At 73.3% G+C, this 21,232-nt stretch carries 16 protein-coding genes; 4 read left to right on the forward strand and 12 right to left on the reverse strand.

The features are described 5' to 3' along the window. Positions 1 to 28 precede the first annotated feature (28 nt). The 6 genes from ACWEO5_RS11700 to ACWEO5_RS11725 form a co-directional block, all read right to left on the reverse strand. Positions 29 to 1,159 (reverse strand): acyl-CoA dehydrogenase family protein, encoded by a 1,131-nt coding sequence (locus ACWEO5_RS11700; RefSeq protein WP_344555578.1) that lies wholly within the window; start codon positions 1,157 to 1,159, stop codon positions 29 to 31. 133 nt (positions 1,160 to 1,292) lie between these two features. Beyond that, positions 1,293 to 2,594, reverse strand: coding sequence for a cytochrome P450 (locus ACWEO5_RS11705; RefSeq protein WP_452162242.1), 1,302 nt, complete (start codon positions 2,592 to 2,594; stop codon positions 1,293 to 1,295). 269 nt (positions 2,595 to 2,863) lie between these two features. Beyond that, positions 2,864 to 3,628 carry a response regulator gene (locus ACWEO5_RS11710; RefSeq protein ID WP_452162243.1) on the reverse strand — a complete coding sequence of 255 codons (765 nt, stop codon included), beginning with the start codon at positions 3,626 to 3,628 and terminating at the stop codon, positions 2,864 to 2,866. Positions 3,629 to 3,661: 33 nt separating this feature from the next. After that, complete coding sequence (locus ACWEO5_RS11715; protein ID WP_452162257.1) at positions 3,662 to 5,059, reverse strand: sensor histidine kinase; 1,398 nt, start codon at positions 5,057 to 5,059, stop codon at positions 3,662 to 3,664. 38 nt (positions 5,060 to 5,097) lie between these two features. Next, complete coding sequence (locus tag ACWEO5_RS11720; RefSeq protein ID WP_452162244.1) at positions 5,098 to 6,039, reverse strand: CPBP family intramembrane glutamic endopeptidase; 942 nt, start codon at positions 6,037 to 6,039, stop codon at positions 5,098 to 5,100. Between the two features lie 185 nt (positions 6,040 to 6,224). Beyond that, positions 6,225 to 6,773, reverse strand: coding sequence for a MarR family winged helix-turn-helix transcriptional regulator (locus tag ACWEO5_RS11725; protein WP_452162245.1), 549 nt, complete (start codon positions 6,771 to 6,773; stop codon positions 6,225 to 6,227). 95 nt (positions 6,774 to 6,868) lie between these two features. Here ACWEO5_RS11725 and ACWEO5_RS11730 point away from each other — a divergent pair, with 95 nt between their 5' ends. Beyond that, on the forward strand, positions 6,869 to 7,510 hold the full coding sequence (locus ACWEO5_RS11730; RefSeq protein ID WP_452162246.1) for an MBL fold metallo-hydrolase: 642 nt from the start codon (positions 6,869 to 6,871) through the stop codon (positions 7,508 to 7,510). Positions 7,511 to 7,695: 185 nt separating this feature from the next. Here the strand turns inward: ACWEO5_RS11730 and ACWEO5_RS11735 are convergent, their stop codons facing one another. Together ACWEO5_RS11735 and ACWEO5_RS11740 are read right to left on the reverse strand one after the other, a co-directional pair. Continuing rightward, the gene (locus ACWEO5_RS11735; RefSeq protein ID WP_452162247.1) at positions 7,696 to 8,922 is read right to left on the reverse strand and encodes a cellulose-binding domain-containing protein; all 1,227 of its coding nucleotides are present in this window, start codon (positions 8,920 to 8,922) and stop codon (positions 7,696 to 7,698) included. An 85-nt stretch (positions 8,923 to 9,007) separates the two neighbouring features. Next, positions 9,008 to 10,186: a lytic polysaccharide monooxygenase gene (locus ACWEO5_RS11740; RefSeq protein WP_452162248.1), complete on the reverse strand. Its 1,179-nt coding sequence runs from the start codon at positions 10,184 to 10,186 to the stop codon at positions 9,008 to 9,010. A 278-nt stretch (positions 10,187 to 10,464) separates the two neighbouring features. Between ACWEO5_RS11740 and dnaE the strand changes: the two genes are divergently transcribed. Then, positions 10,465 to 14,016, forward strand: coding sequence for a DNA polymerase III subunit alpha (dnaE, locus tag ACWEO5_RS11745; protein ID WP_452162249.1), 3,552 nt, complete (start codon positions 10,465 to 10,467; stop codon positions 14,014 to 14,016). A gap of 56 nt (positions 14,017 to 14,072) precedes the next feature. Here the strand turns inward: dnaE and ACWEO5_RS11750 are convergent, their stop codons facing one another. Further along, positions 14,073 to 15,593: a M1 family metallopeptidase gene (locus ACWEO5_RS11750; protein ID WP_452162250.1), complete on the reverse strand. Its 1,521-nt coding sequence runs from the start codon at positions 15,591 to 15,593 to the stop codon at positions 14,073 to 14,075. A 597-nt stretch (positions 15,594 to 16,190) separates the two neighbouring features. Between ACWEO5_RS11750 and ACWEO5_RS11755 the strand changes: the two genes are divergently transcribed. Together ACWEO5_RS11755 and ACWEO5_RS11760 are read left to right on the forward strand one after the other, a co-directional pair. Further along, a complete protein-coding gene (locus ACWEO5_RS11755) occupies positions 16,191 to 16,364 on the forward strand; it encodes a hypothetical protein (protein WP_452162251.1) in 174 nt (57 codons plus the stop codon). An 88-nt stretch (positions 16,365 to 16,452) separates the two neighbouring features. Further along, positions 16,453 to 18,369, forward strand: coding sequence for a DNA/RNA helicase domain-containing protein (locus tag ACWEO5_RS11760; RefSeq protein ID WP_452162252.1), 1,917 nt, complete (start codon positions 16,453 to 16,455; stop codon positions 18,367 to 18,369). A 31-nt stretch (positions 18,370 to 18,400) separates the two neighbouring features. On the opposite strand, the gene ACWEO5_RS11765 is transcribed toward ACWEO5_RS11760, so the two are convergent. The 3 genes from ACWEO5_RS11765 to ACWEO5_RS11775 are packed head-to-tail and all read right to left on the reverse strand — an operon-like array spanning position 18,401 to position 20,898. Beyond that, the gene (locus ACWEO5_RS11765) at positions 18,401 to 19,333 is read right to left on the reverse strand and encodes a phosphorothioated DNA-binding restriction endonuclease (protein ID WP_452162253.1); all 933 of its coding nucleotides are present in this window, start codon (positions 19,331 to 19,333) and stop codon (positions 18,401 to 18,403) included. 23 nt (positions 19,334 to 19,356) lie between these two features. Then, positions 19,357 to 20,718 (reverse strand): glycosyltransferase, encoded by a 1,362-nt coding sequence (locus ACWEO5_RS11770; protein ID WP_452162254.1) that lies wholly within the window; start codon positions 20,716 to 20,718, stop codon positions 19,357 to 19,359. Positions 20,719 to 20,733: 15 nt separating this feature from the next. Continuing rightward, a complete protein-coding gene (locus ACWEO5_RS11775; protein WP_452162255.1) occupies positions 20,734 to 20,898 on the reverse strand; it encodes a hypothetical protein in 165 nt (54 codons plus the stop codon). Positions 20,899 to 21,232: the final 334 nt, after the last annotated feature.

Below are 21,232 nucleotides of genomic sequence, written 5' to 3' on the forward strand. Positions count from 1 at the left end.
CGCCCTCCGTACCGATCGCCGCACCGGTTCAGCCGATCCGCAGCGGGCGGCCGTCCAGGTGCTCCCGCAGCGGGCGGGCCATCCTGGAGCGGGCGGGCGGGTGGAAGGTCAGGCCGGTGGCGGCGGAGGCCAGGTAGGAGCCGTCCGGGGAGCCGATGAAGGACATGCCGCCGAGCGCCTCCAGGCAGGCCCGGGTGGTGGCGGCGATCGCGTCCTGCGCGGCGTAGCGGGCGGTCAGCGCCCGCACCAGCAGCGCCTCGTCCCGGGGTTCGTCGGCCATCGCCCGGGCGACGGCCTCCACGGCGAGCACCGCGCCCTCCACCGGGACCAGGTACGGGGTCGGGTCGGCCTCGCCACCGCCGGGGCGCTCCAGGGTCCGTTCGACCAGGGCGCTGGCCACGCCGAGGTACCCGGCGGTGAGCAGCAGTTCGAACCAGAGGAAGCCGGCCACGTTGAGCGCGTCCGGCACGGCGTCGGCGGTGACCTCGGTGGCGACCACCATGCTCGGATCCAACTCGACGTCGGTGAGCCGGACTTCGTCGCTCTCGGCGCCCGCCAGGATCGGCGTGCCCCAGAACGGGTGGACGGTGATGCCGGGGGTGTCGGCCGGGATCAGCGCGACGGCGAGGCGCTCCACGCCGTCCGGCCCGGGCAGCGCGACCGAGGCGGTCAGCAGGTCCATCGAGCGGGAGAGGCTGCACGGCATCTTGCGGCCGTTCAGCACGATCCGGTCGCCGCGCCGCTCGGCGGTCAGGTGCGGGGTGAGGATGTTCTGCCCGGGTCGGCCCTCGGCGAACGCGGAGGCCACCAGCAGCCGCTCCTTGGCGACGGTCTCCAGCAGCGCCCCCTCCAGGCCGTCCCCGTACGCGGCAGCCTCGACCAGGCCCGCGACGGAGAAATGGTGCATGGTGGTGGCCACCGCCAGCGAGGGGCAGCGGGCGCCGACCGCCCGCTGGACCCGGACGGCCTGCAGCGCGGTGGCCCCCGCGCCGGAGTTCGCGGCGGGCACCAGCAGCCCCGGGCCGCCGGCCTCCCGGAACGCGGCGATCGCCGGGCTGGGCGACCGCTCCAGTTCGGCCAGCGGGTACCGGGCCAGCGCCCGGTCCAACCCGGGCATGAGCGCTTCGAGTTCGGCGCGTTCGCGGTGCAGGAAGTTCACGTGCTGGTCCTTCGGGGAGGGACGGGACAGCTCGGACACGACTGGGGTACGGGTACGGGTGCGAGTGCGGGTGCGGATGCGGTTCAGTTCGGTACGACGGGCCGGGGGCCGGGGGCCGGGCCGGTGCGCGGGGCTAGCCGGTGGCCGCCAGCGGCAGTGCGTCGAACGAGCGCAGGCAGGCCGAGGGGCGCCGCACCGGCGGCCCGGCCGGGGCCAGCCGGGGGAAGCGCTCCAGCAGCCGGCCCAGCAGCAGCGCCCCCTCCAGCCGGGCCAGCGCCGCGCCGAAGCAGTAGTGCGGTCCGGCGCCGAAGCTCAGCACCCGCACGCCCGTCCGGTGCACCAGGAAGGCGTCCGGATCCGGGTAGCGGTCCGGGTCCCGGTTGGCGGCGCCGAGCACCGCGGTCACGCTGCCCCCGGCGGGGACGTCCACCCCGCCCACCCCGACCGGGCGCAGCGCGAGGCGCTCGGTCATCAGCACCGGCCCGTCCCAGCGCAGCACCTCCTCGACCGCGCCGGGCAGCAGGCCCGGATCGGCGCGGAGCAGCGCGGCCTGCCCGGGGTGGGCCAGCAGGGTGTGCACCGCCGTGCCGAGCAGCCCGGCGGTGGTCTCGAACCCGGCCACGAAGACCAGCACCAGCAGGTCCGCCAACTCGCCTTCACTCAGCGGTCGTTGACCTCCAGCGGGGCGCCGGTCCGCACCGTCGGAGCGGTCGGACGAGGTCGGGGCCGGGGTCGGGGCGAGCAGCGCCGAGGCGAGGTCCTCGGCGGGACGGGCCCGGCGCTCGCACAGCAGGGCGGCGAAGTACTCGCGCAGGGCGGTCACCGCCGCGTCCGCCCGCCGCCAGTCCTCGTCCGAGCGCACCGGCTCCAGCAACCGGGCGGCGTCCCGGCCCAGTTGGTGGAAACGCTCCCGGTCGGCCCCGGGGACGCCGATCAGTTCGCCCACCACCGCGACCGGCAGCGGATATCCGACGATTTCCTGGAAATCGGCCGTCCCGCCGTCCGAGGTGGCGTCGGCGAACCGGTCGAGCAGTTCCTCCACGGTCTTCTCCACCCCGGCGGACAACTCCGCCGCCCGGCGCGGACCGAACGCCCCCGTCAGCGGCGCGCGCAGCCGCTCGTGCGCGGCGCCGTTGGTGCCGAGCAGCGAGGCGTAGAAGAAGTCCGCCGCCGGCCGGGCCACCCACTCGGGGCGCTCGCGGCGCAGCCAGTCGCCGTCCGGCACCGCGAAGGCCGGGCCGGACAGCACCGCCTGGCAGTCGGCGAACCCGGTCAGGAAGCGGGTGTCCAACTCCTCGTCGTGCAGCACCGGGGCGACCTCGCGCAGCAGCGCGAGCGAAGCGTAGGGCCCCGCCGGGGAGTCGGAGACACCAGGAGCCAGGGCCGCCCGCAGGAGCCCGACCGCCCCCGCCGGGCCGACCGCAGAACCGTTCACCGAACTCGCCCACCTTCACCCGCAGCGGCGCACGCCGGGCCCGCCGAAGCGACCCTGCAATGGCATGCCGTTCGGGTAGAGAGTAGCCGAATGTGAATTCCCGCGCACGGCAGGAAATCATTGAAATAGCCATCCGCCCATAGGACTTATCAATCGTCAGATCATCCCCCGACTGGACGGTGACCGCGCCCTACGTGCTGACCCCGAGCACTGCCTCGGAGCGCCTGGCGCTGCTCCGCCGGGGCCGGGCCGTCCCGGGCGGGTGGCCCTCAGGCCCGGCCGGGGGCGCCCGTTGCGCCTGGCCCGGCCGCCGCTCCCGGCCCGCCCGCCGCTGCGGCGCCGTCCGCTCCGGGGGCCAGGCCGGCGCGGTGGGCCAGGACCACCGCCTGGACCCGGTCGCGCAGGCCGAGCTTCGCCAGGATCCGCGACACGTAGGTCTTGACCGTCTCGGGCGTGATGAACAGCGCCCCGGCGATCTCCACGTTCGACAGCCCGTCCGCGATCAGCCGGAACACCTCCAGCTCACGGGGCGTCAGCACCCGTACCACGTCGTGCCCGGCGGCCCGGGCGCTCCCGGCCGGACGCACGTGCTGGGCGAAGTGGCCGATCAGGTGCCGGGTGACGGCGGGGGCCAGCAGCGCCTCGCCGCGGGCCACCGTCCGGATGCCGTTGACGAGTTCCACCGGGCGCGCGTCCTTGAGCAGGAACCCGCTCGCCCCGGCGCGCAGCGCCTCGTACACGTGCGCGTCGACGTTGAAGGTGGTGACCACCAGCACCTTGGGCCCGGTGGCGGTGCCGTCCTCCGCGGCGGGCCCGACCAGTTGGCGGGTCGCCTCGATGCCGTCCAGCAGCGGCATCCTGATGTCCATCACCACCACGTCGGGGCGCAGCCGCCGCGCGGCCTCGACCGCCTCGTGGCCGTTCGCGGCCTCCCCGACCACCTCCAGGTCGGGCTGCGCGGAGAAGATGGTCACGTAGCCGGTCCGCACCAGCGCCTGGTCGTCGCAGACCAGTACCCGGATCGGCGTCGGCACCGCTGCCCCTGTCGGCGCGTCAGTCACTGGGTCTCACTCCCGAATCGTCCCGGCCCGGCCGGACCCGCCGCCCCCGCCGGACCCGCCGAGCCTGCTGTCCCCACCGGCCCCGCCGTCCCCCGCCGGTCCGGCTGGAATCATCGCACGGACCTCGAACCCGCCGCCGGGCCGCGGTCCGGCCACCAGTTCGCCGCCGAGCATCCCCACCCGCTCGCGCAGCCCGGTCAGCCCCCGCCCGCCGCGCGGACCGCGGGCCGCGGGCCGGGCCGCCGGGACGTTCGCCGCGCCGCCCGCCGCCCCCTCGGCCGGCCCGTCCGTGGCCACCTCGACCCCGAGTTGCCCGCCGCCGTGCCGCAGCAGGACCCGGGTCGGCCGCCCCGCCGCGTACTTGAGGGCGTTGGTGAGCGCCTCCTGCACCACCCGGTAGGCGGCCAGTTCGACGTCCACGCCGGGCTGGTCCGGCTCGCCCCGCTCCTCGAACTCGACCGGCTGCCCCGACCGGCGGGCCCGCTCGACCAGGTCCGCCACCCGCCCCAGGGCGGCGGGCGGCCCGGTGTCGACCACCCCGCCGGCCGCCCCGCCGGCCCCGCCCGCGGCGGCGCCCGCGACTCCGCCCGCCGCCGCGCCCGCCGCCTCGCTCGCGGCCTCGCCGGTCGCCTCCAGGACGCCGAGCAGGTACCGCAGTTCGGTCAGTGCCAGCCGGCCGGTGTCGCTGACGGCCTCCAGTGCCTCCACCGCGCGCTGCGGCGCGGACTCGACCAGGAACTGCGCCGCGTCGGCCTGGACCACCATCGCCGTCACGTGGTGGGTGACCACGTCGTGCAACTCGCGGGCGATCCGGGCCCGTTCGGCGGCGGTGGCCGCCTCGGCCGCCAGCCGCCGCCGCTGCACCTCCTCGGCCCGCCGGACGCGCACCGCGCTCCCGGCCTGCCGGAACACGGCCAGCACCAGGCCGAACACCAGGTAGTCCGGTACGGCCTGCGGCGAACCGAGCCGGTGCAGCACGACCGCCAGCGCCGCGTAGAGCGCGACCGCGGCGGCGGCAAGCGCGCGCCGGGCCCGGACCTGGTGGGCCCCGGCGGAGTAGAGCGCCAGGTACAGGCCCGTGCTGGCGGGCGTGGTCGGGAAGCCCATCGCCTGGTGCACGGCGAACGCGACCGCCACCACCGCCAGCACCGCCCCCGGCCACCGGCGGCGGACCGCCAGCGGGAGGGACTGCGCCAGCACCAGCCCGGTGCCGAGCAGGCCGGTGCCCAGCAGGCCGATCGGCCGCTCCGGCAGGTCGCCGATCTGCGCGCCGACCCCGGACAGCGTCGGCACGAAGGCCGCCAGCGCGAGCGCCACCGCCAGGACACCGTCCTTGAGCAGGGCGTCCCGCTCCCGCCACCGGTCGTACGACCCCCGCAGCAGCCGGACCAGCCGACGCTCCATCACCCTTCCCCCTTCTTCCTCCGCCGCCCGACCGCGCCTCAGTTGCCCACCCGGCGACGGGACTTGATCCCGCCCTCGCGCCGGGCCCGGACGAACATCACGGCGGCGAGGACCAGCGCGGTCAGCACGGGCACCAGCGAGGTCTCCAGCCCGAAGGCGCCGCCGTTCAGGACGGCGGGACCGTGGACGCCGACGTCGAACAGGCCCTCGGGCGCGTGCCCGGAGACCGGGATGCCGAGCAGCTGCTCCAGGGTGTTCCAGGCGAAGTGCAGGCCCGTGACGAACCAGATGCTACGCCGCCACAGGAACGCGGCCCCGAGCAGCCCGCCCGCCTCCAGCGAGATCGCCAGCGCGCTCCAGCCGTTGGCCGCCGGGACGACCAGGTGGGCGACGCCGAAGAACAGCGAGGTGACCACCAGGGCGACCCGGCTGCCCCAGAGCCGTTCCAGCGCCTGCAGGGCCAGGCCCCGGAAGATCAGCTCCTCGCTGACCGAGGCGCCGATCTGCACCACCACCGCGCTCCCGACCACCGACAGGACGCCCTTGCCCGCCCAGGAGAACGAGTAGCCGCCGCACGCCATGATCACCAGCACCGAGCCGAGGACGAACCCCAGCCCGACCCCGCCGCCCTGCAGCGCCGCCCGCCAGGCGCCAGACCGGGCGATCTCCGGTACCGGGCGCCCGGCCTGGCGCCGCATCACCAGCCAGTACACGGCCACCGCGGCGGCCGCCCCCAGCGCCGGGACCGGCCCGGGCCCGTTCGCCGTCAGCCCCGAGACCAGGGTGACCCCCGCCGCCCCCGTCAGCATCCAGCCGATCGGCGAGCGCAGCGCCCGCCCGACCGGGCCGGGCCGCCCGCCGCGGACTGCGGCGCCGCCCGCCGCACCTGCGGTGGCCCCGGCTTCGGCCCCGGCCCCGGCGGTGCCCTCGCCCGATCCGTCGAACTCGACGCCCTGCTGTCCGGTGGTCGTCGTCCCCATGGTGTCCTCCCCAGTCGCGGTCCGGTCGCCCTCGCGCCGACCTGACCACCACGTTAGGAATCCGCCGACGCCCGCGAATCACCCGCGCCGGGACACCCCGGGTAGCTCGCACGGGGGATGCGCGACGGCGGCCGCGCCCCCGATCGGCCCCCGATCGGCCCGTGATCAGCCGCCGAAGGCCGTGCTCACCAGGCGCCGGTGACCGGGCCGCGGTCGGCCCGGGGCGCCGTCCCGCTCTCGGCGAGCGCCGCCGTGACCCGGCCCAGCAGCGTCAACGCGCTTGCCAGCTCCCGCCGTTCGGCGTCGTCGAGGGTGTCGGCGAGGGCCCGGGAGAGCAGGCCGACCCGGTGCCGGCGGTCCTGCTCGATCGCGGCCTTCCCGGCGGCGGTCAGCCTGAGGACCTTCTTCCGGGCGTCGGACGGGTCGTCACCCGCCGCGAGGTGGCCGGCGGCGGTGAGCTCCTTGACCGTAGCGGCCATGGTCTGGTGCCGCACGCCGCGGCCGGCCGCCAACTCGGCGGTGGTCAGGGCCCCGTGCACGTCCAGCAGGTCCAGCACCGCCGCCGGGATGGGGGCGAGCCGGTCCTCCGAGCGGGTGGCCCGGACCAGGGCGCCCACCGCCGTCCGCAGGTCGGCGGCGAGCCGGTCGGGCGAGGTCGCCGCGGCAGCGAGGCCGGCGGCGGCAACGGAGTCAGGGGCGGCGGCAACGGAGCCGGGGGCGGGCGAATCGTTCATGGCTCCAGGTTACCAGAAGTACAGTTTCAACTGTACAGTCCACCCTGCACATCTGCTGCGCGCCCTCGCGCGCCCCGCCATCGGAAGGGCCGACGATGCACCTGACCAAGCACACCCACGCCTGCGTCACCCTGACCAAGGACGACGCCCGGATCGTCATCGACCCCGGCGCGTTCACCCCCGAGGCGGCCGACGCGGTCGCCGCCGCCACCGCCGTCCTGATCACCCACGAGCACCCCGACCACTTCGACGCCGAACTGCTCGACCGGGCCCTGGAGACCCGCCCCGACCTGCGGGTGTTCGGCCCGCAAGCGGTGGTCGAACGCTGGTCGGCCCACCGGGGCCGGGCCACCGCGGTGCGGGCCGGCGACCGCGTCACCGTCGCCGGGTTCGACCTCGCGGTCTTCGGCGAGCTGCACGCCGCGATCCACCGCGACGTCCCCCGGGTGACCAACCTCGGCTACCTGGTCGACGGCCGCCTCTACCACCCCGGCGACGCCTACCACGTCCCGGACGCCCCGGTGGAGACCCTGCTGCTGCCCACCAGCGGCCCCTGGACCGGCATCGGCGCGGCGGCCGACTACGTCCGCGAACTCGCCCCGCAGCGGCTGATCCAGATCCACGAGGTGATGCTCAGCCGGATCGGCCAGGAGTCGACGGCCCGCTTCCTCAGCCCCGCGATGCTCAGCCCGGTGCCCCTGACCGTCCTCCCGCCCGGCACCACCGTCACCGCCTGACGACGGCCCCGCCCGGGCCCCCGGCGCAGCCGAGGACGCGTCGCCCCCCTCCGCCCGCCATCCACCCCCGGGGACCCGCGCCGGCGCGGCCGTCCCCGACCCACCGGGCCGGGGACGGCCACCCGTCCGAACGTTCCCGACCGTTCCCGGCCGGTTCAGGCCGGTTCAGGCCGGTTCAGGCCGGTTCAGCAGGCGATCGGCGCGGAGCCCAGGGCCACGTCGTCGTACCAGAGGGTGTCGGCGCCGTTGCCGTAGGCCTCCCAGCCGAGGTACAGGGTGACCGGTCGCGGGGCGGTGGTGCGGACGAGCCACTGCTGGTCGACGTCCGCAGTGGGGACGCCGTCGTCGTGCAGGCCGGGCACCAGGCGGTCGTCGACCCAGGTGTCCATCGACTGCCGGGTGGTGTCGACGGCGAAGCGGACGCACACCCACTGGTTGACCGGCAGCGGCACGCTCTGCGCGACCCCGACCGGGCTCTGGGCGGGCAGCGTGGCGTCGTCGGACTCGCGGTTCCACTGCAGGGCGCCGTTCTGGCCGCCCAGGCGCAGGTGCTTGTTGCCGTCGTTCGCGTCCGCCATGGTGACCATCGCGATGTGGTCGGCCGGCAGCGCGGTGGAGTGCCGCACCCAGTACCGGGCGTACACCACCGGGCCGACCGCGGTGACGTTCTTCGTGGTGGCCGCGAACACGTGGTTGCAGTACCCGGCCTGGCCGTCGATCCGCAGCGAGCGCCCGCCGCCGTGCACCACCGAGGTGTCGACGGCCACCTTCCCGGCCCCCGAGCAGTCGGGCGCGGCGAGGGCCCAGTCACCGGTCAGCGTGCTGCCGCTCTGGTCCTCGAAGCCCGAGCAGACCACGGCCCCGCCGCAACCGGTGGGAACGACCGTGGACGACGGGGTCGGCGACGGCGTGGGCGACGGGGACGGGGACGGGGTGGGCGACGAGCTCGGGGACGGGGTGGGGGTCGGGGTGGGCGAGGGGCTGCCCGAACCCCCTTGGCAGGAGGCGCCGTTGAAGGCGAAGTCCGCCGGGACGGGGTTGCTGCCCGTCCAGGTGCCCTGGAACCCGAAGGCCGCCGAACCCCCGCTGCCGACGCTCCCGTTGTAGGCCAGGCTGCTCGCCGTCACGGCGGTGCCGCTCTGGCTCACCTGCGCGTTCCAGGCCGAGGTCACCCGCTGGCCGGCCCCGAAGGTCCAGCTCAGCGTCCAACTGCTCACCGCCGGCCCGGTGTTGGTGACCGTCACCTGTGCGGTGAAGCCGCCGCTCCACTCGTTGGTCGTCCAGGCGACCTGGCAGGCCCCGCCGGCCGCGCTCCAGGCCGGCCGCTGTCCCGTGCCGGCCAGCAGTCCGAGGACCACCGCCACCACCACCGCGAGCACCGCCACCGGGCGCCGCGCTCTGCTCCGTACCATGCCGAACCTCCCTACTGTGTCGGTCAGTTGCCGATTGCGGGCCGTGCGGGCCCCGGACCCTGGCGCGGGTCCGGGGCCCCGGGTGTCACGAGGCGGTGCAGGAGATGGAGCCGGTCGGGAAGTTGTTGCCGGTGGAGTTGGCGGTGAAGCCGAGGATGGTGCTGGAGTTCGCGCCGATGGTGCCGTTGTAGGCCGCGTTGCGCACGGTCACCGTGCTGCCCGAGGTGGTCAGCACCCCGTTCCACAGGCTGGTGATCGTGGTGCCGGCCCCGGTCTGCCAGCTCAGCGTCCAGGAGCTGATCGGCGTCGCGTTGTGGTTCATCACCTCGACCGACGCCTGGAAGCCCCCGCCCCACGAGCCGGCCACGCTGTACGTGGCCATGCACCCGCTGCCGGGCATCGGGCTGCCGCTGGACGACGGGCTCGGGGACGGCGAAGCGCTGGCGCTCGCGCTCGGGGACGGGGACGACGAAGCGCTGGCACTGGCGCTGGCGCTCGGGGACGGCGAAGCGCTGGCGCTCGTGCTCGCGCTCGGGGACGACGAGGTGCCGGGCTGGTGGATGCCGGTCACCTCGCCGTGGCCGCCGTCGAAGACGACGTCCGAGCAGGAGAAGAAGTTCTCCTGGCTGTCCGAGCGCACCCACTGGATGAACATCAGGGCGGCCCCGCTGCGCCCGGACGGCAGGGCGAGGTTCCAGTAGTAGTGCCCGCCGTCGGCGCCGGGGCTGCCCACCTGGGCCGGGTTGGCGACGGTGGTCAGCAGGTTGAGGTCGGCCCAGGCCAGCGGGGTGGTCGGGGACCAGCCCTGCTTGGTCAGGTAGATCCGGAACTCGCCGGGGTGCGCGGCCCAGTTCGAGTAGTCGACCTCGATCGTGGCGCCGGAGGTGAGGTGCGTCTTGGGCCAGTCGTCGCGGGCCGCGTTGTAGGCGGCGAAGTCGTACGGCGACTTGTTGCCGGCGCTGCACAGGGTGCCGTCCGGCACGTAGCCCTGGCCGCGGCCGCCCGCGTTGGAGTCGAGCACGGCGAACCAGTTGTAGAGCGGCGTGGTGCCGCCCTGCGCGACGGCGGCCTGGCAGGCCGGGTTGGTGGGGTTGAGCGATCCGGTGCCGGTGAGGCCGTCCTGGTAGCACAGGTAGGTGCGCGAGCCGGGGACCATCGCCACGCCGTGCGCCTGGGCCGGCGGCTGGCCGATCAGCAGGGCGCAGAGCGTCGCCACCGCGGTCGCGACGGCGGCGAGGATCGAGGAGGTCTTGCGTCGGGTCATGGGGGTTTCACCACCTCGGTGGAGGGGGCCCGCCCGTGCCGTCCCGGCCGGGCGGGCCGTCTGACTGGGAAAAGCCATGTGCATGCCATGCGTGGGGACCGGGCGCGCTCCGGAGCCCCAAAGTAACCGGCCGGTCGGGGGGTGTAAACGGACCGCGTCCGCGACCGTGAAAGGTACAAGCGGACCGGGCGGCGATCCGCCGATCGGGCGCGGCGGGACGGCCCGGCCGCATTAGGGTGGGGAGTCCTTCCGCACGCCCACCCGAGGAGCACAGCGCCGTGGCCGACAGCTTCGCCCACCTGCACGTCCACACCGAGTACTCGATGCTGGACGGCGCCGCGAAGAACGGGAAGCTCTTCGCGGAGGCGGAGAGACAGGGCATGCCCGCCATCGCGATGAGCGACCACGGAAACATGTTCGGCGCGTACGAGTTCTTCCACGCGGCCGCGAAGAGTTCGGTGAAGCCGATCATCGGCATCGAGGCGTACGTGGCCCCGGGTTCGCGGTTCCTGAAGAAGCAGGTGTTCTGGTCGCCGGGCGGGCAGCGTCCGACCGGTTCGGACGGCGAGGGCGGCAAGGACGTCTCCGGCGGCGGCCGCTACACCCACATGACGATGTGGGCGCAGAACGCGACCGGGCTGCGCAACCTGTTCAAGCTCTCCTCGCTGGCGTCGATGGAGGGCTACTACATGAAGCCCCGGATGGACCGGGAGCTGATCGCCGCCAACGCCACCGGCATCATCGCCACCACCGGCTGCCCGTCCGGGGAGGTGCAGACCCGGCTGCGGCTGGGCCAGTACGAGGAGGCGGTGAAGGCGGCGGCCGCGTACCAGGACATCTTCGGCAAGGAGAACTACTTCCTGGAGCTGATGGACCACGGCCTGTCCATCGAGCAGGACGTGCGCGCCGACCTGCTGCGCCTGGCCAAGCAGCTGAACATCCCGCTGCTGGCCACCAACGACTCGCACTACGTGACCGCCGACCAGGCGGATGCGCACGACAGCCTGCTCTGCGTCGGCGTGGGCAAGAACAAGGACGACCCGAACCGGTTCAAGTTCAACGGCTCGGGCTACTACGTGAAGACCGCCGAGGAGATGCGCGAGCTGTTCCGCGAGCTCCCGGAGGCGTGCGACAACACCCTCGCCATCGCCGAGCGGATCGAGTCGTACCAGGAGGTCTTCACCTACGTCGACCGGATGCCGCAGTTCGACGTGCCCGAGGGCGAGACCCAGGCGTCCTTCCTGCGCAAGAAGATCGCGGCCGGCCTGAAGCACCGCTACGGCGACAACCCGAGCCAGGAGGTGCTGGACCGGGTCGAGCTGGAGATGGGCGTGATCACCCCGATGGGGTTCGACGCCTACTTCCTCGTGGTCGCCGACATCTGCCAGTACGGGCGCGACAACGGCATCCCGGTCGGCCCGGGCCGCGGCTCGGCGGCCGGCTCGATGGTGTCCTACCTGACCGGCATCACCCAGCTCGACCCGCTGGAGCACGACCTGCTGTTCGAGCGCTTCCTCAACCCGGAGCGCATCAACCCGCCGGACGTCGACATCGACTTCGACGACCGCCAGCGCGACCAGATGGTGCGGTACGTCACCGACAAGTACGGCTCCGCGTACACCGCGCAGGTCAACACCTTCGGCACCATCAAGGCCAAGGCGGCCGTGAAGGACGCCAACCGGATCCTCGGCTACCCGTTCTCGATGGGCGACCGGATCACCAAGGCGATGCCGCCGGACGTGATGGGCAAGGGCGTCCCGCTGGCCGACCTGTTCAACGAGAAGCACCCCCGGTACAACGAGGGCACCGAGATCCGCTCGCTGTACGAGAACGAGCCGGACGTCAAGAAGATCATCGACACCGGCCTCGGCATCGAGGGCCTGATCCGCGGCACCGGCGTGCACGCGGCCGCGGTGATCCTCTCCTCCACGCCGCTGCTCGAACTGATCCCGCTGCACATGCGGGACAAGGACGGCACCATCATCACCGGCTTCGACTACCCGTCGTGCGAAGCCATGGGCCTGATCAAGATGGACTTCCTGGGTCTGCGGAACCTGGGCATCATCGACCACTGCATCAAGATCGTGAAGGCCAACCGGGGCGTCGACGTCGACATCGACAGCATCCCGATCGACGACCCCACCACCTACCAGCTGCTCGCCCGCGGCGACACCCTCGGCGTCTTCCAGCTCGACGGCGGCCCGATGCGCGCCCTGCTGCGCCTGATGAAGCCCACCGAGTTCGCCGACATCTCCGCCGTCTCGGCGCTGTACCGGCCCGGCCCGATGGGCATGAACTCGCACACCAACTACGCGCTGCGCAAGAACGGCCAGCAGGAGATCATCCCGATCCACCCCGAGCTGGAGGAACCGCTCAAGGAGGTCCTCGGCCCCACCTACGGCCTGATCGTCTACCAGGAGCAGGTGCAGCGCGCCGCCCAGGTGCTGGCCGGCTACTCGCTCGGCCAGGCCGACCTGCTGCGCCGCGCGATGGGCAAGAAGAAGAAAGAGGTGCTGGAGAAGGAGTTCGTGCCCTTCCACGCGGGCTGCAAGGAGCGCGGCTACTCGGACGAGGCGATCCAGGCGGTCTGGGACGTGCTGGTCCCGTTCGCCGGCTACGCCTTCAACAAGTCGCACTCGGCCGCGTACGGCCTGGTCTCGTACCAGACCGCCTACCTGAAGGCGAACTACCCCGCCGAGTACATGGCCGCCCTGCTCACCTCGGTCGCCGACGACAAGGACAAGATGGCGATCTACCTGGCCGAGTGCCGGGCGATGGGCATCCGGATCCTCTCCCCCGACGTCAACGAGTCCGTCGTCGACTTCACCGCCGTCGGCAGCGACGTCCGCTTCGGCCTCAAGGCGGTGCGCAACGTCGGCGTCCCGGTGATCGAGTCGCTGGTCGCCACCCGGGAGGCGAAGGGCAAGTACACCTCCTTCGCCGACTTCCTCGACAAGGTCGAGCTGGTGGTCTGCAACAAGCGCACCGTCGACTCGCTGGTCAAGGCCGGCGCCTTCGACTCGCTCGGCCACACCCGGCTCTCGCTCAGCACCGTCCACGAGAGCGCCATCGACGCCGTCACCGGCGTCAAGAAGCAGCAGGCGATCGGCCAGGACGACCTGTTCGCGATGCTCGGCGGCGACGACACCCCCGCCATCGGCCTGGACTTCCAGCTCACCGACCGCGAATGGCCGCGCAAGCAACTCCTGGGCCTGGAACGGGAGATGCTCGGCCTGTACGTCTCCAGCCACCCGCTGGACGGCGCCGAGCACATCCTCACCAAGAACCGCGACGTCTCGCTCGTCGACCTGCTGAACTCCGGGCGCACCGAGGGCGAGGTCCGGCTCTCCGGCCTGATCACCGGCGTCGACCGCCGGATCAACAAGGCCGGCAACGCCTGGGCGATCATCACCCTGGCCGACCGCGACGGCTCGATCGAGGTGCTCTTCTTCCCCGCCGCCTACCAGCTGATGTCCGCCCAGATGGTCGAGGACAACGTGATCGCCGTCCGCGGCCGGCTCAACGACCGGGACGGCACGCTGAGCATCTTCGGCCAGGAGATCACCACCCTGGACATGTCCTCCGCCGAACTCGGCACCAAGCCCCCCGTCCAGATCACCGCCCCCGTCGGCCGCCTCACCCCCGACGTGGTCGCCGAACTCAAGGCCACCCTCCAGGCCCACCCCGGCGACGTCCCGATCCGCCTGCTCACCACCGGCTGGGACAAGAACACCCTGTACGAACTCGGCTTCACCGTGAACCCCGACAACGGCCTCGCCTCCGACATCAAGACCTTCCTCGGCCCGCACTGCTGGCAGGGCACCATCTGACCCCCGCCGCCGTCCGGGGACCCCGGCGGGGTCCCCGGGCAACGGACGCCGAGCACCTACCCCCGGTGGAGGGTGGCGCTCTCCCAGGCCTCCCGGACCTCCCGCCAGGACGCCGGTTCCGTCGTCCCCCGGTCCGCGGCCACGCCGGCCGCGCTCGCCGCCGCGCCGTTCGGGACCGGCCCGGTGGCGGGCTTGGCCGGGGTGAACAGCCAGGTGGTGAACAGGTCGCCGAGGTCGCAGCCGGAGAGCCGTTGCGCGTACGCCAGGAAGTCCCGGACGGTGGCGTTGCCGTAGCGGTGCTCGGCGGCCCAGCCCTTCAGGATCCGGAAGAACGTCCCGTCCCCGACGGCGTTGCGCAACGCCTGGAGGGCGACCGCGCCGCGCAGGTAGACGGCGTCGGAGAGCTGATTCTCGTCCCCGGGGTCGCCCGGCGCGACGCTCCAGAACGGGTCGTCGGCCGGGTAGGCGGCGTAGACGTAGTCGGCGAGCTCCTGCGCGGTGCCCCGGTCCTCGTGCTCGGACCAGAGGAACTGCGCGTACTCGGCGAAGCCCTCGTTCAGCCAGATGTCGCTCCACCGGGCGAGCGAGACGCTGTCGCCGAACCACTGGTGGGCCAGCTCGTGCACGACGGTCGAGGTGTTGGCCCCGCGGGCGAACACCCCGGCCCCGTAGAAGGGCCGGGTCTGGGTCTCCAGAGCGCCGCCACTGGGGACATCGGGCACCAGGCCGCCGACCGAGTCGAACGGGTACGGGCCGAGGTAGCCGCTGAGCCAGTCGACCAGTTCGCCGGTGCGCTCCACCCCGGCCCGGGCGTTGGCGGCCGTCTGCGCGTCCAGGTCCTTGCTGTAGGCGTTCCAGACCGGGACGCCGCCGGCCGTGGTACCCCGGGTGACGTCGAACTTCCCGATCGCCAGGGTGGCCAGGTAGGTGGCCTGCGGTCTCGACTCGTGCCAGTCGTAGCGGGTCCAGCCGCCCCGCGAGGTGGTGCCGGTCAGCACGCCGTTGCTGACCACTTGGGTGCCGTCCGGCACCCGCACCGAGACGTCGAAGCTCGCCTTGTCGCTCGGGTGGTCGTTGCTGGGGAACCACCAGCCCGCCGAGACCGGTTCGCCCGCCACCACCGCGCCGTCCGGGGTGCGGCGCCAGGCGGTGTAGCCGCCGTACTTCTGCACGGTCGACGGCACGTCCGCGTAGCGCACCACCACGGTGATCTCCGTGCCCCTGGCCAGCGGCCGGGCCGGGGTGACCTCCAGCTCCTGGTCGCCGCTGGTGGCGAAGGCGGCGGGCCGCCCGTCCACCCGGACCTCGGAGACGTTCAGTGCGAAGTCGAGGTTGAACCGCGAGAGGTCCTGGGTGGTGGTGGCCCGGATGATGGTGGTACCCGCCAACTCGTCGGTGGCGGGCCGGTAGTCGAGCCGGATGTCGTAGTGCGAGACCCGGTAGCCGGCGTTGCCGAGCGTCGGGTAGTACGGGTCCCCCAGGCCGTCCGCGCCCGGGTGGAACCCGGACGCCGAAGCGGGAACGGTCAACAGCAGGCTCAGGGCGCCGACGGCGGCGACGGTCCATCTCTTGCGCACGTGGTCCTCCAGAGATCACCAGGACGATCGGGTCCCGTCGATTCCTGTCCCCCCGTACCCCGCCCATGCCCCGTCGGCGGGAACTCCCCGAGAAAAGGCCAATGATCCTGATGGATCATCAATCAACTTCATAAATAAGGAAGTTGGCGGACATCAGGCCGCCGACACACCCGCCCGCCGAGGGCGGAGAAGCACCGCCGCACTCCAGTCGGACCAACCGGCGGGGGGCCGCCCGGTCGGTGCGGTCGGGGCATGCTACCCTGTCCGACAGTCATACGGTCCGCCGGGCTTCCGCTGTCTGGATACGCCCCCACCCGTAACGGAGTTACTCCATGCTGCCCTCGCGCGTGCCCGCGAGCGTTTCGGCTGTGCCCGAACGCGCCGCACCCCGCCGGATCCCGTCGTCCGTCCCCTGTGTGACATAGCCGCAGGCGTTCCTTCCCCGGCCTCCGGGGACATCTGATTTCCAGGACATTCGAGCGGTGAGCCGTGCTGCGGACCAGGTCCGTACGTCGGCTCCGGCTATCCGGCATCGTGCACTGCCCGCGTTCGGCGCCCCTGCGCGCCGACCTGCGCGGCCTCTCCAGAAGGACTTCCGTGCTGTCCGTCTACTCCGTCATCGGCTCCGTCATCGGCTCCGTCGTCATCGCCGCCTCGACCACCGTCTGCACCGTCGTCCGGGCCCGGACGACCCGGCAGATCGCCAGCGCGGCGCTCGCCGGCTCCGACCCCAAGGACCGGCCCGAGATCCTCAAGGCCCTGCCCAAGTGAGCGGGGCCGCTTTCCCCACCGTCTGTTTTGTTACTGTCTCATAGCCGGTCGCCCCATGGAGTCCACCCCGGCAGCGAGGAGGAGAGAGATGCTGCACCGCGGTCCCGTGTCCCTCCTGGCCGCACACGCCCTCTCCGGAACCCTCCCGCCGACGTTGGCGCAGAACTTCCTGCACCTCCACGGGTTCCGGCCGGCCCCGGCCCACCAGCGCTTGTGGGAGCTCGGGCTCCCCGGGATGCTGGGCCTGCTCCTGGAGGCCGGTCTCGGCCAGGTCGAGGCGCTGGTCGAGTACGGTCTGCCCCTGACCAGCCGGGCGGCCGACCTCGTCTTGGCCGGGGTCCATCCGGTCACGGGCGATCCGTCCTACGTGGTGGTGGAGCTCAAGGCGTGGAGCAGCGCGCTCGCGGAGGACGGCGAGCCGCTGCTGTGCCGCGTCGACGCGTACACCCGGCCGGTGCTGAACCCGATCGAGCAGGTCCGCGGCTACTGCGACTACCTGGTCTCCTCCAACGGGGCGCTCGCCGACCACCCGGAGCGGGTGTCCGGCGCGGCCTTCCTGTACAACGCGACGGAGCACGGGGTCCAGGCCCTCTACGAGGCGCCGCAGGACGAGTACGGCCGGCTGTTCACCGCCGAGCGCCGCGGGGAGTTCGTCGCGTACCTGCGCTCGAAGTTGGAGCCGGTTCCCGGCACGGAGGCGGCGGACCAGTTGCTCGCGGGCAAGGTCGCCCCGTCCAAGCAGTTGATGGCGGTCGCCGCCGAAGAGGTCCGCGAGCGCGAGCAGTTCGTCCTGCTGGACGAGCAGCGGGTCGCCTACGAGGTGGTGCTGCGGGCGGTGCTCCGGGCGCAGCAGGCCGATCGCAAGCAGGTGGTCGTCGTCACGGGCGGTCCGGGCACCGGGAAGAGCGTGATCGCGCTGTCCCTGCTGGGCGAGCTGTACCGGCGCGGCATCACGGCCTTCCACGCGACCGGGTCCAGCTCGTTCACCACCACGATGCGCCGGGTCGCCGGGGCCCGGAAGCGCCAGGTCCAGGACCTGTTCAAGTACTTCAACAGCTTCATGACCGCCGAGCGCAACGGGATCGACGTGCTGATCTGCGACGAGGCCCACCGGATCCGGGAGACCTCGGCGAACCGCTACACCCGGGCCGACCAGCGCACCGGCAAGCCGCAGATCGAGGAGTTGATCGACGCCGCCCGGGTGCCGGTGTTCCTGCTGGACGAGGGCCAGGCGGTCCGGCCGGGTGAGCTGGGCACCGTGGCGCAGATCAGGGCCGCCGCCGCGGTGAAGGGCCTGGAGTGCCGGGTGATCGAACTGGACACCCAGTTCCGCGTCGGCGGCAGCGACGCCTACCTGCGCTGGGTGGTGCGCCTACTCGGTCTGGAGCCCGGCGGGCCCGTCGACTGGGAGCCCGACGGCAAGGTCGCCCTGGAGGTCGTGGACACCCCGCAGGAGTTGGAGGCGTTCCTCGAAGCCCGGCACGCGGAGGGCTACGGCGCCCGCATGACGGCCGGGTTCTGCTGGAAGTGGACCACCAAGGTCGCCCCGGGCGAACCGCTCCCGCTCGACGTGCGGATCGGCGACTGGGCCCGCCCGTGGAACGTCTACGGCGACCGCTCGGTCGCCGGTGCGCCCCCGGCCGCGCTGTGGGCCACCGACCCGGCCGGCTTCGGCCAGGTCGGCTGTGTGTACACCGCCCAGGGTTTCGAGTACGACTGGAACGGCGTCATCCTCGGGCCGGACCTGGTCTGGCGGACCGACCGCTGGGTCGCCGACCGGGCCTCCTCCCAGGACCCCGCACTCCGCCGCTCCATCAGCGACACCGACCTCGACCGCCTGATCCGGAACACCTACAAGGTGCTGCTCACCCGCGGCATGATCGGCACGGTCGTCTACTCGACGGACCCGGAGACCCGGGCCAAACTGCGCGAACTGGTCGGCGGGCAGCGGGCGGAGCGGACCGAGGCGGGCCGGATCGAGGCGGGGAAGGCCCACCGCGGCTGAGCTCCGTCCGTCGCCCGCCGACCGTCGGCGGTCAGCCGGTGGTCAACGGGGCCGGGTACGGTCGGGGCTCGCCGCGGAAGACCTGTGCGGCGTGCCATTCCCGGTGCCGGTCGGCGACCGGGGAAATGCCCGGCTGCGGGCCGGTGACCGGCTGTCCGGTCAGGGCGAGCACCTGCTGCCGGCTGGCCTCGCTGCGGCCGACGAAGTGCCGGGAAACCAGGACGCGGTGCCCCTCCCCCAGGCCCAGCACGCCCTTGTCGAAGAGCTTGTGATGCAGGGAGCACAGGCACAGGCCGTTGTCGACCTCGTCCGGCCCGTCGTAGGACCACCACCGCACGTGCGCGGCCTCCAGCCCGACCGCGCTCGTACCCAGCATCCCGTCGTAGCCGCAGAACGCGCACTGGAACTCGTAGGCGGTGAGCACGAGTTCACGCATCCGCCGGTCCCGCTGCCGCCGCACCGCCCGCTCCCGCCCACCTGGAACACCGCCCCGCACGTCCTCGGTGTCGGCCAGCTCCAGGTCGAGCCCGACGGCCTCGCACAGGTCGGTGTGCAGCGACGGCGGGAAGTGGAAGTCCAGCAGCACCCGCGCCAGCCGTCCCAGCAGCGCGGGCTCCTTCCGCAGCGCGGCCCGCAGCTCCGGTGCGAGCCTCCCGGTCGCGCCGCTGGAGCGCAGGACGCCCACACCGCTCCCGGGGCTCCCGGGTCCCCGGTCGGTCCTGACCTCCCAGACGCCGTCGCTGACCAGGTGGTGGAAGGGGTAGGCGGGGGTGGTCGGACGGGACGGCCCGTACTCCTCCAGCAGCCGATTCAGCTCCCCCTCGACCGCGCTGTACCGCAACTCGGCGTCGGCGTCCCGCTGGTAGCTGCCCAGCGCGTACAGCAGCAGCAGTGGTTTGTGCGGTGCTCGGACACCGCTGCTCGTCCACCGTCTCAGCTTCGACACCCGCTCCGACCAGTCCACAGCGGTCCAGCGTATGCCAGGGCTCAGTGGTCGGCCGGGGGAACGGGCAGGGCCAGTTCGACGTCCTGGCGGGTGCCCCAGCCGGTGCGCGCGCAGGTCAGGGCCCCGTACCACTTGAGCGCCCGCAGGACGGTCATCCCCCACAGCAGGGTCAGCGGGGCGAGGGCGAGGACCGCCAGTTGGCGGCGGAGCGGGTGGCCGTGCCGGCGGACGGTGAGGTAGCGCAGCGCCTCGACGTAGGAGATGACGGTCGGCACCACGAGGAGCAGCCACAGCGGCACGCCGACCGTGAACGGCTGCCACAGGAACAGCCACAGGAACAGGACGCCGCCGGTGGCGGCGGTGAACAGGTGCGCGGCCTGCAGCCAGAACGCGTAGCCGGTCAGCGGCAGGTAGCGCAGGCGCCAGCAGGTGCGGATCGCGGAGCCGCGCATCCAGCGCAGCTGCTGGCGCAGGTGGTGGTCGAGCGTCTGGGGCATCGCGGCGAGCCCGAGGGCGCTGGGCTGCTGCACCGTGCGGCCGCGCAGTTTGGCGAACAGCGTCAGCATCGAGTCGTCGGAGAAGACCACGGGGCGGCCCAGGAAGGTCTCGCCCAGGTAGGCGCGGGCGTGCTCGCGGACCACCGCCGCCCGGTACGCGGCCAGCACGCCGGTGTTGACCAGGACCGAGCCCAGCACGGACTGGGCGGAGCGCTCGTTGAGCTGCCAGACGGTCATGTAGAGGTCGGTGCAGCGGGTCAGCAGGTTCTCGTCCGCGTTGGCGGCCAGCACCACCCCGGCCACCGACTGGACCCGCGGGTCCGCGAAGGGCTGCAGCAGCTCGGCGACGGCCTCGGTGTCCAGGTCGGTGTCCGAGTCGATGGTGAGGAAGAAGTCCGCCTCCGGGGCCCGTCCGGCGGCGAGGAGCTGGGCCGCGCGCTTGCCCCGGTTGGGGGTGCGCTGCCAGCTCACCGCCACGCCCGCGTCCCGGCAGGCCGCCCGGAACCACTCCCGTTCGCGCCGGTAGTCGACCTTGCTGCCGTCGTCGACCACGTGCACGGCGTCGGGCGGGCGGCTCTGCGCCAGCAGCGAGGCCAGGCAGCGCCGCAGCCAGCCCGGGTCCTCGTTGAAGACCGGCACCAGGACCGCGACGTGCGCGCGGTCCAGCGCGGCCTGCCCGGCGGGGTCGGCGCGGTGCGGGCGCTCGCAGTACGCCAGCACCGTCCGCCAGGCGAGCCAGCCGAACATCGCGGTGTAGAGCGTGCCGAACGCGGGGGCCGCCCCGCCGGGCGGGCCGGACACCGCCTCGACCCGGCGCACCAGCAGGTACGCCCCGGCCAGCACGGTCAGGCCCACGGCCGCCAGGACGCGGCGCGGCAGGGCCGACGCCGGATGGATGCGTGCCACCGGAGGCCCGCCCGCTCAGTCCCGCAGGCTCCGGCCCCGGCGCCACGCCAACCGCAGCGCGAGCACCCCGGCCGCGACCAGGGACAGCGACACCAGCAGCAGCCACTTCTCGGTCAACGCGACTCCGAGCATGCTGATCGTGCCGAGTCCGGTCCCGGCCAGCTGTCGGCCTTCCGACATCGGGGTCCTCCTTCGGGGTTCGCCCGCCGCCCCGGCGCGGGGCGCCACCGCCCCGTCCGCCGGGTGGCCGGGCTCCCCGCCACGCTCCTACACCGCTCCGCCCGGCGGCACGACCCCACGCCGCGGTTCCCCTGCCTGGAGCACACCCGCCCGCGACGCCCCGGCGCCCCGGGCCGACGGGAACGCCCGAACGCCCCGATCCGCCGGGAGCGGACCGGGGCGCCGGGAGCGGACCGGGTGATGCTCTTATGGATGTCAAGCAGCGGTGGTGAGCTGCTCGGCGGTGATTGGTGTGGTGCTGGGTGTGGTCAGGACCTGGTAGATCTCTCGGGCG

Source organism: Kitasatospora sp. NPDC004272 (assembly GCF_053603035.1).

Bases quoted from the DNA above. Each gene is read 5' to 3' on its own strand.
- ACWEO5_RS11715 (WP_452162257.1), bottom strand. From the start codon at position 5,059: ATGGAGCGTCGGCTGGTCCGGCTGCTGCGGGGGTCGTACGACCGGTGG.
- ACWEO5_RS11720 (WP_452162244.1), bottom strand. From the start codon at position 6,039: ATGGGGACGACGACCACCGGACAGCAGGGCGTCGAGTTCGACGGATCG.
- ACWEO5_RS11725 (WP_452162245.1), bottom strand. From the start codon at position 6,773: ATGAACGATTCGCCCGCCCCCGGCTCCGTTGCCGCCGCCCCTGACTCC.
- ACWEO5_RS11730 (WP_452162246.1), top strand. From the start codon at position 6,869: ATGCACCTGACCAAGCACACCCACGCCTGCGTCACCCTGACCAAGGAC.
- ACWEO5_RS11735 (WP_452162247.1), bottom strand. From the start codon at position 8,922: ATGGTACGGAGCAGAGCGCGGCGCCCGGTGGCGGTGCTCGCGGTGGTG.
- ACWEO5_RS11740 (WP_452162248.1), bottom strand. From the start codon at position 10,186: ATGACCCGACGCAAGACCTCCTCGATCCTCGCCGCCGTCGCGACCGCG.
- ACWEO5_RS11760 (WP_452162252.1), top strand. From the start codon at position 16,453: ATGCTGCACCGCGGTCCCGTGTCCCTCCTGGCCGCACACGCCCTCTCC.
- ACWEO5_RS11775 (WP_452162255.1), bottom strand. From the start codon at position 20,898: ATGTCGGAAGGCCGACAGCTGGCCGGGACCGGACTCGGCACGATCAGC.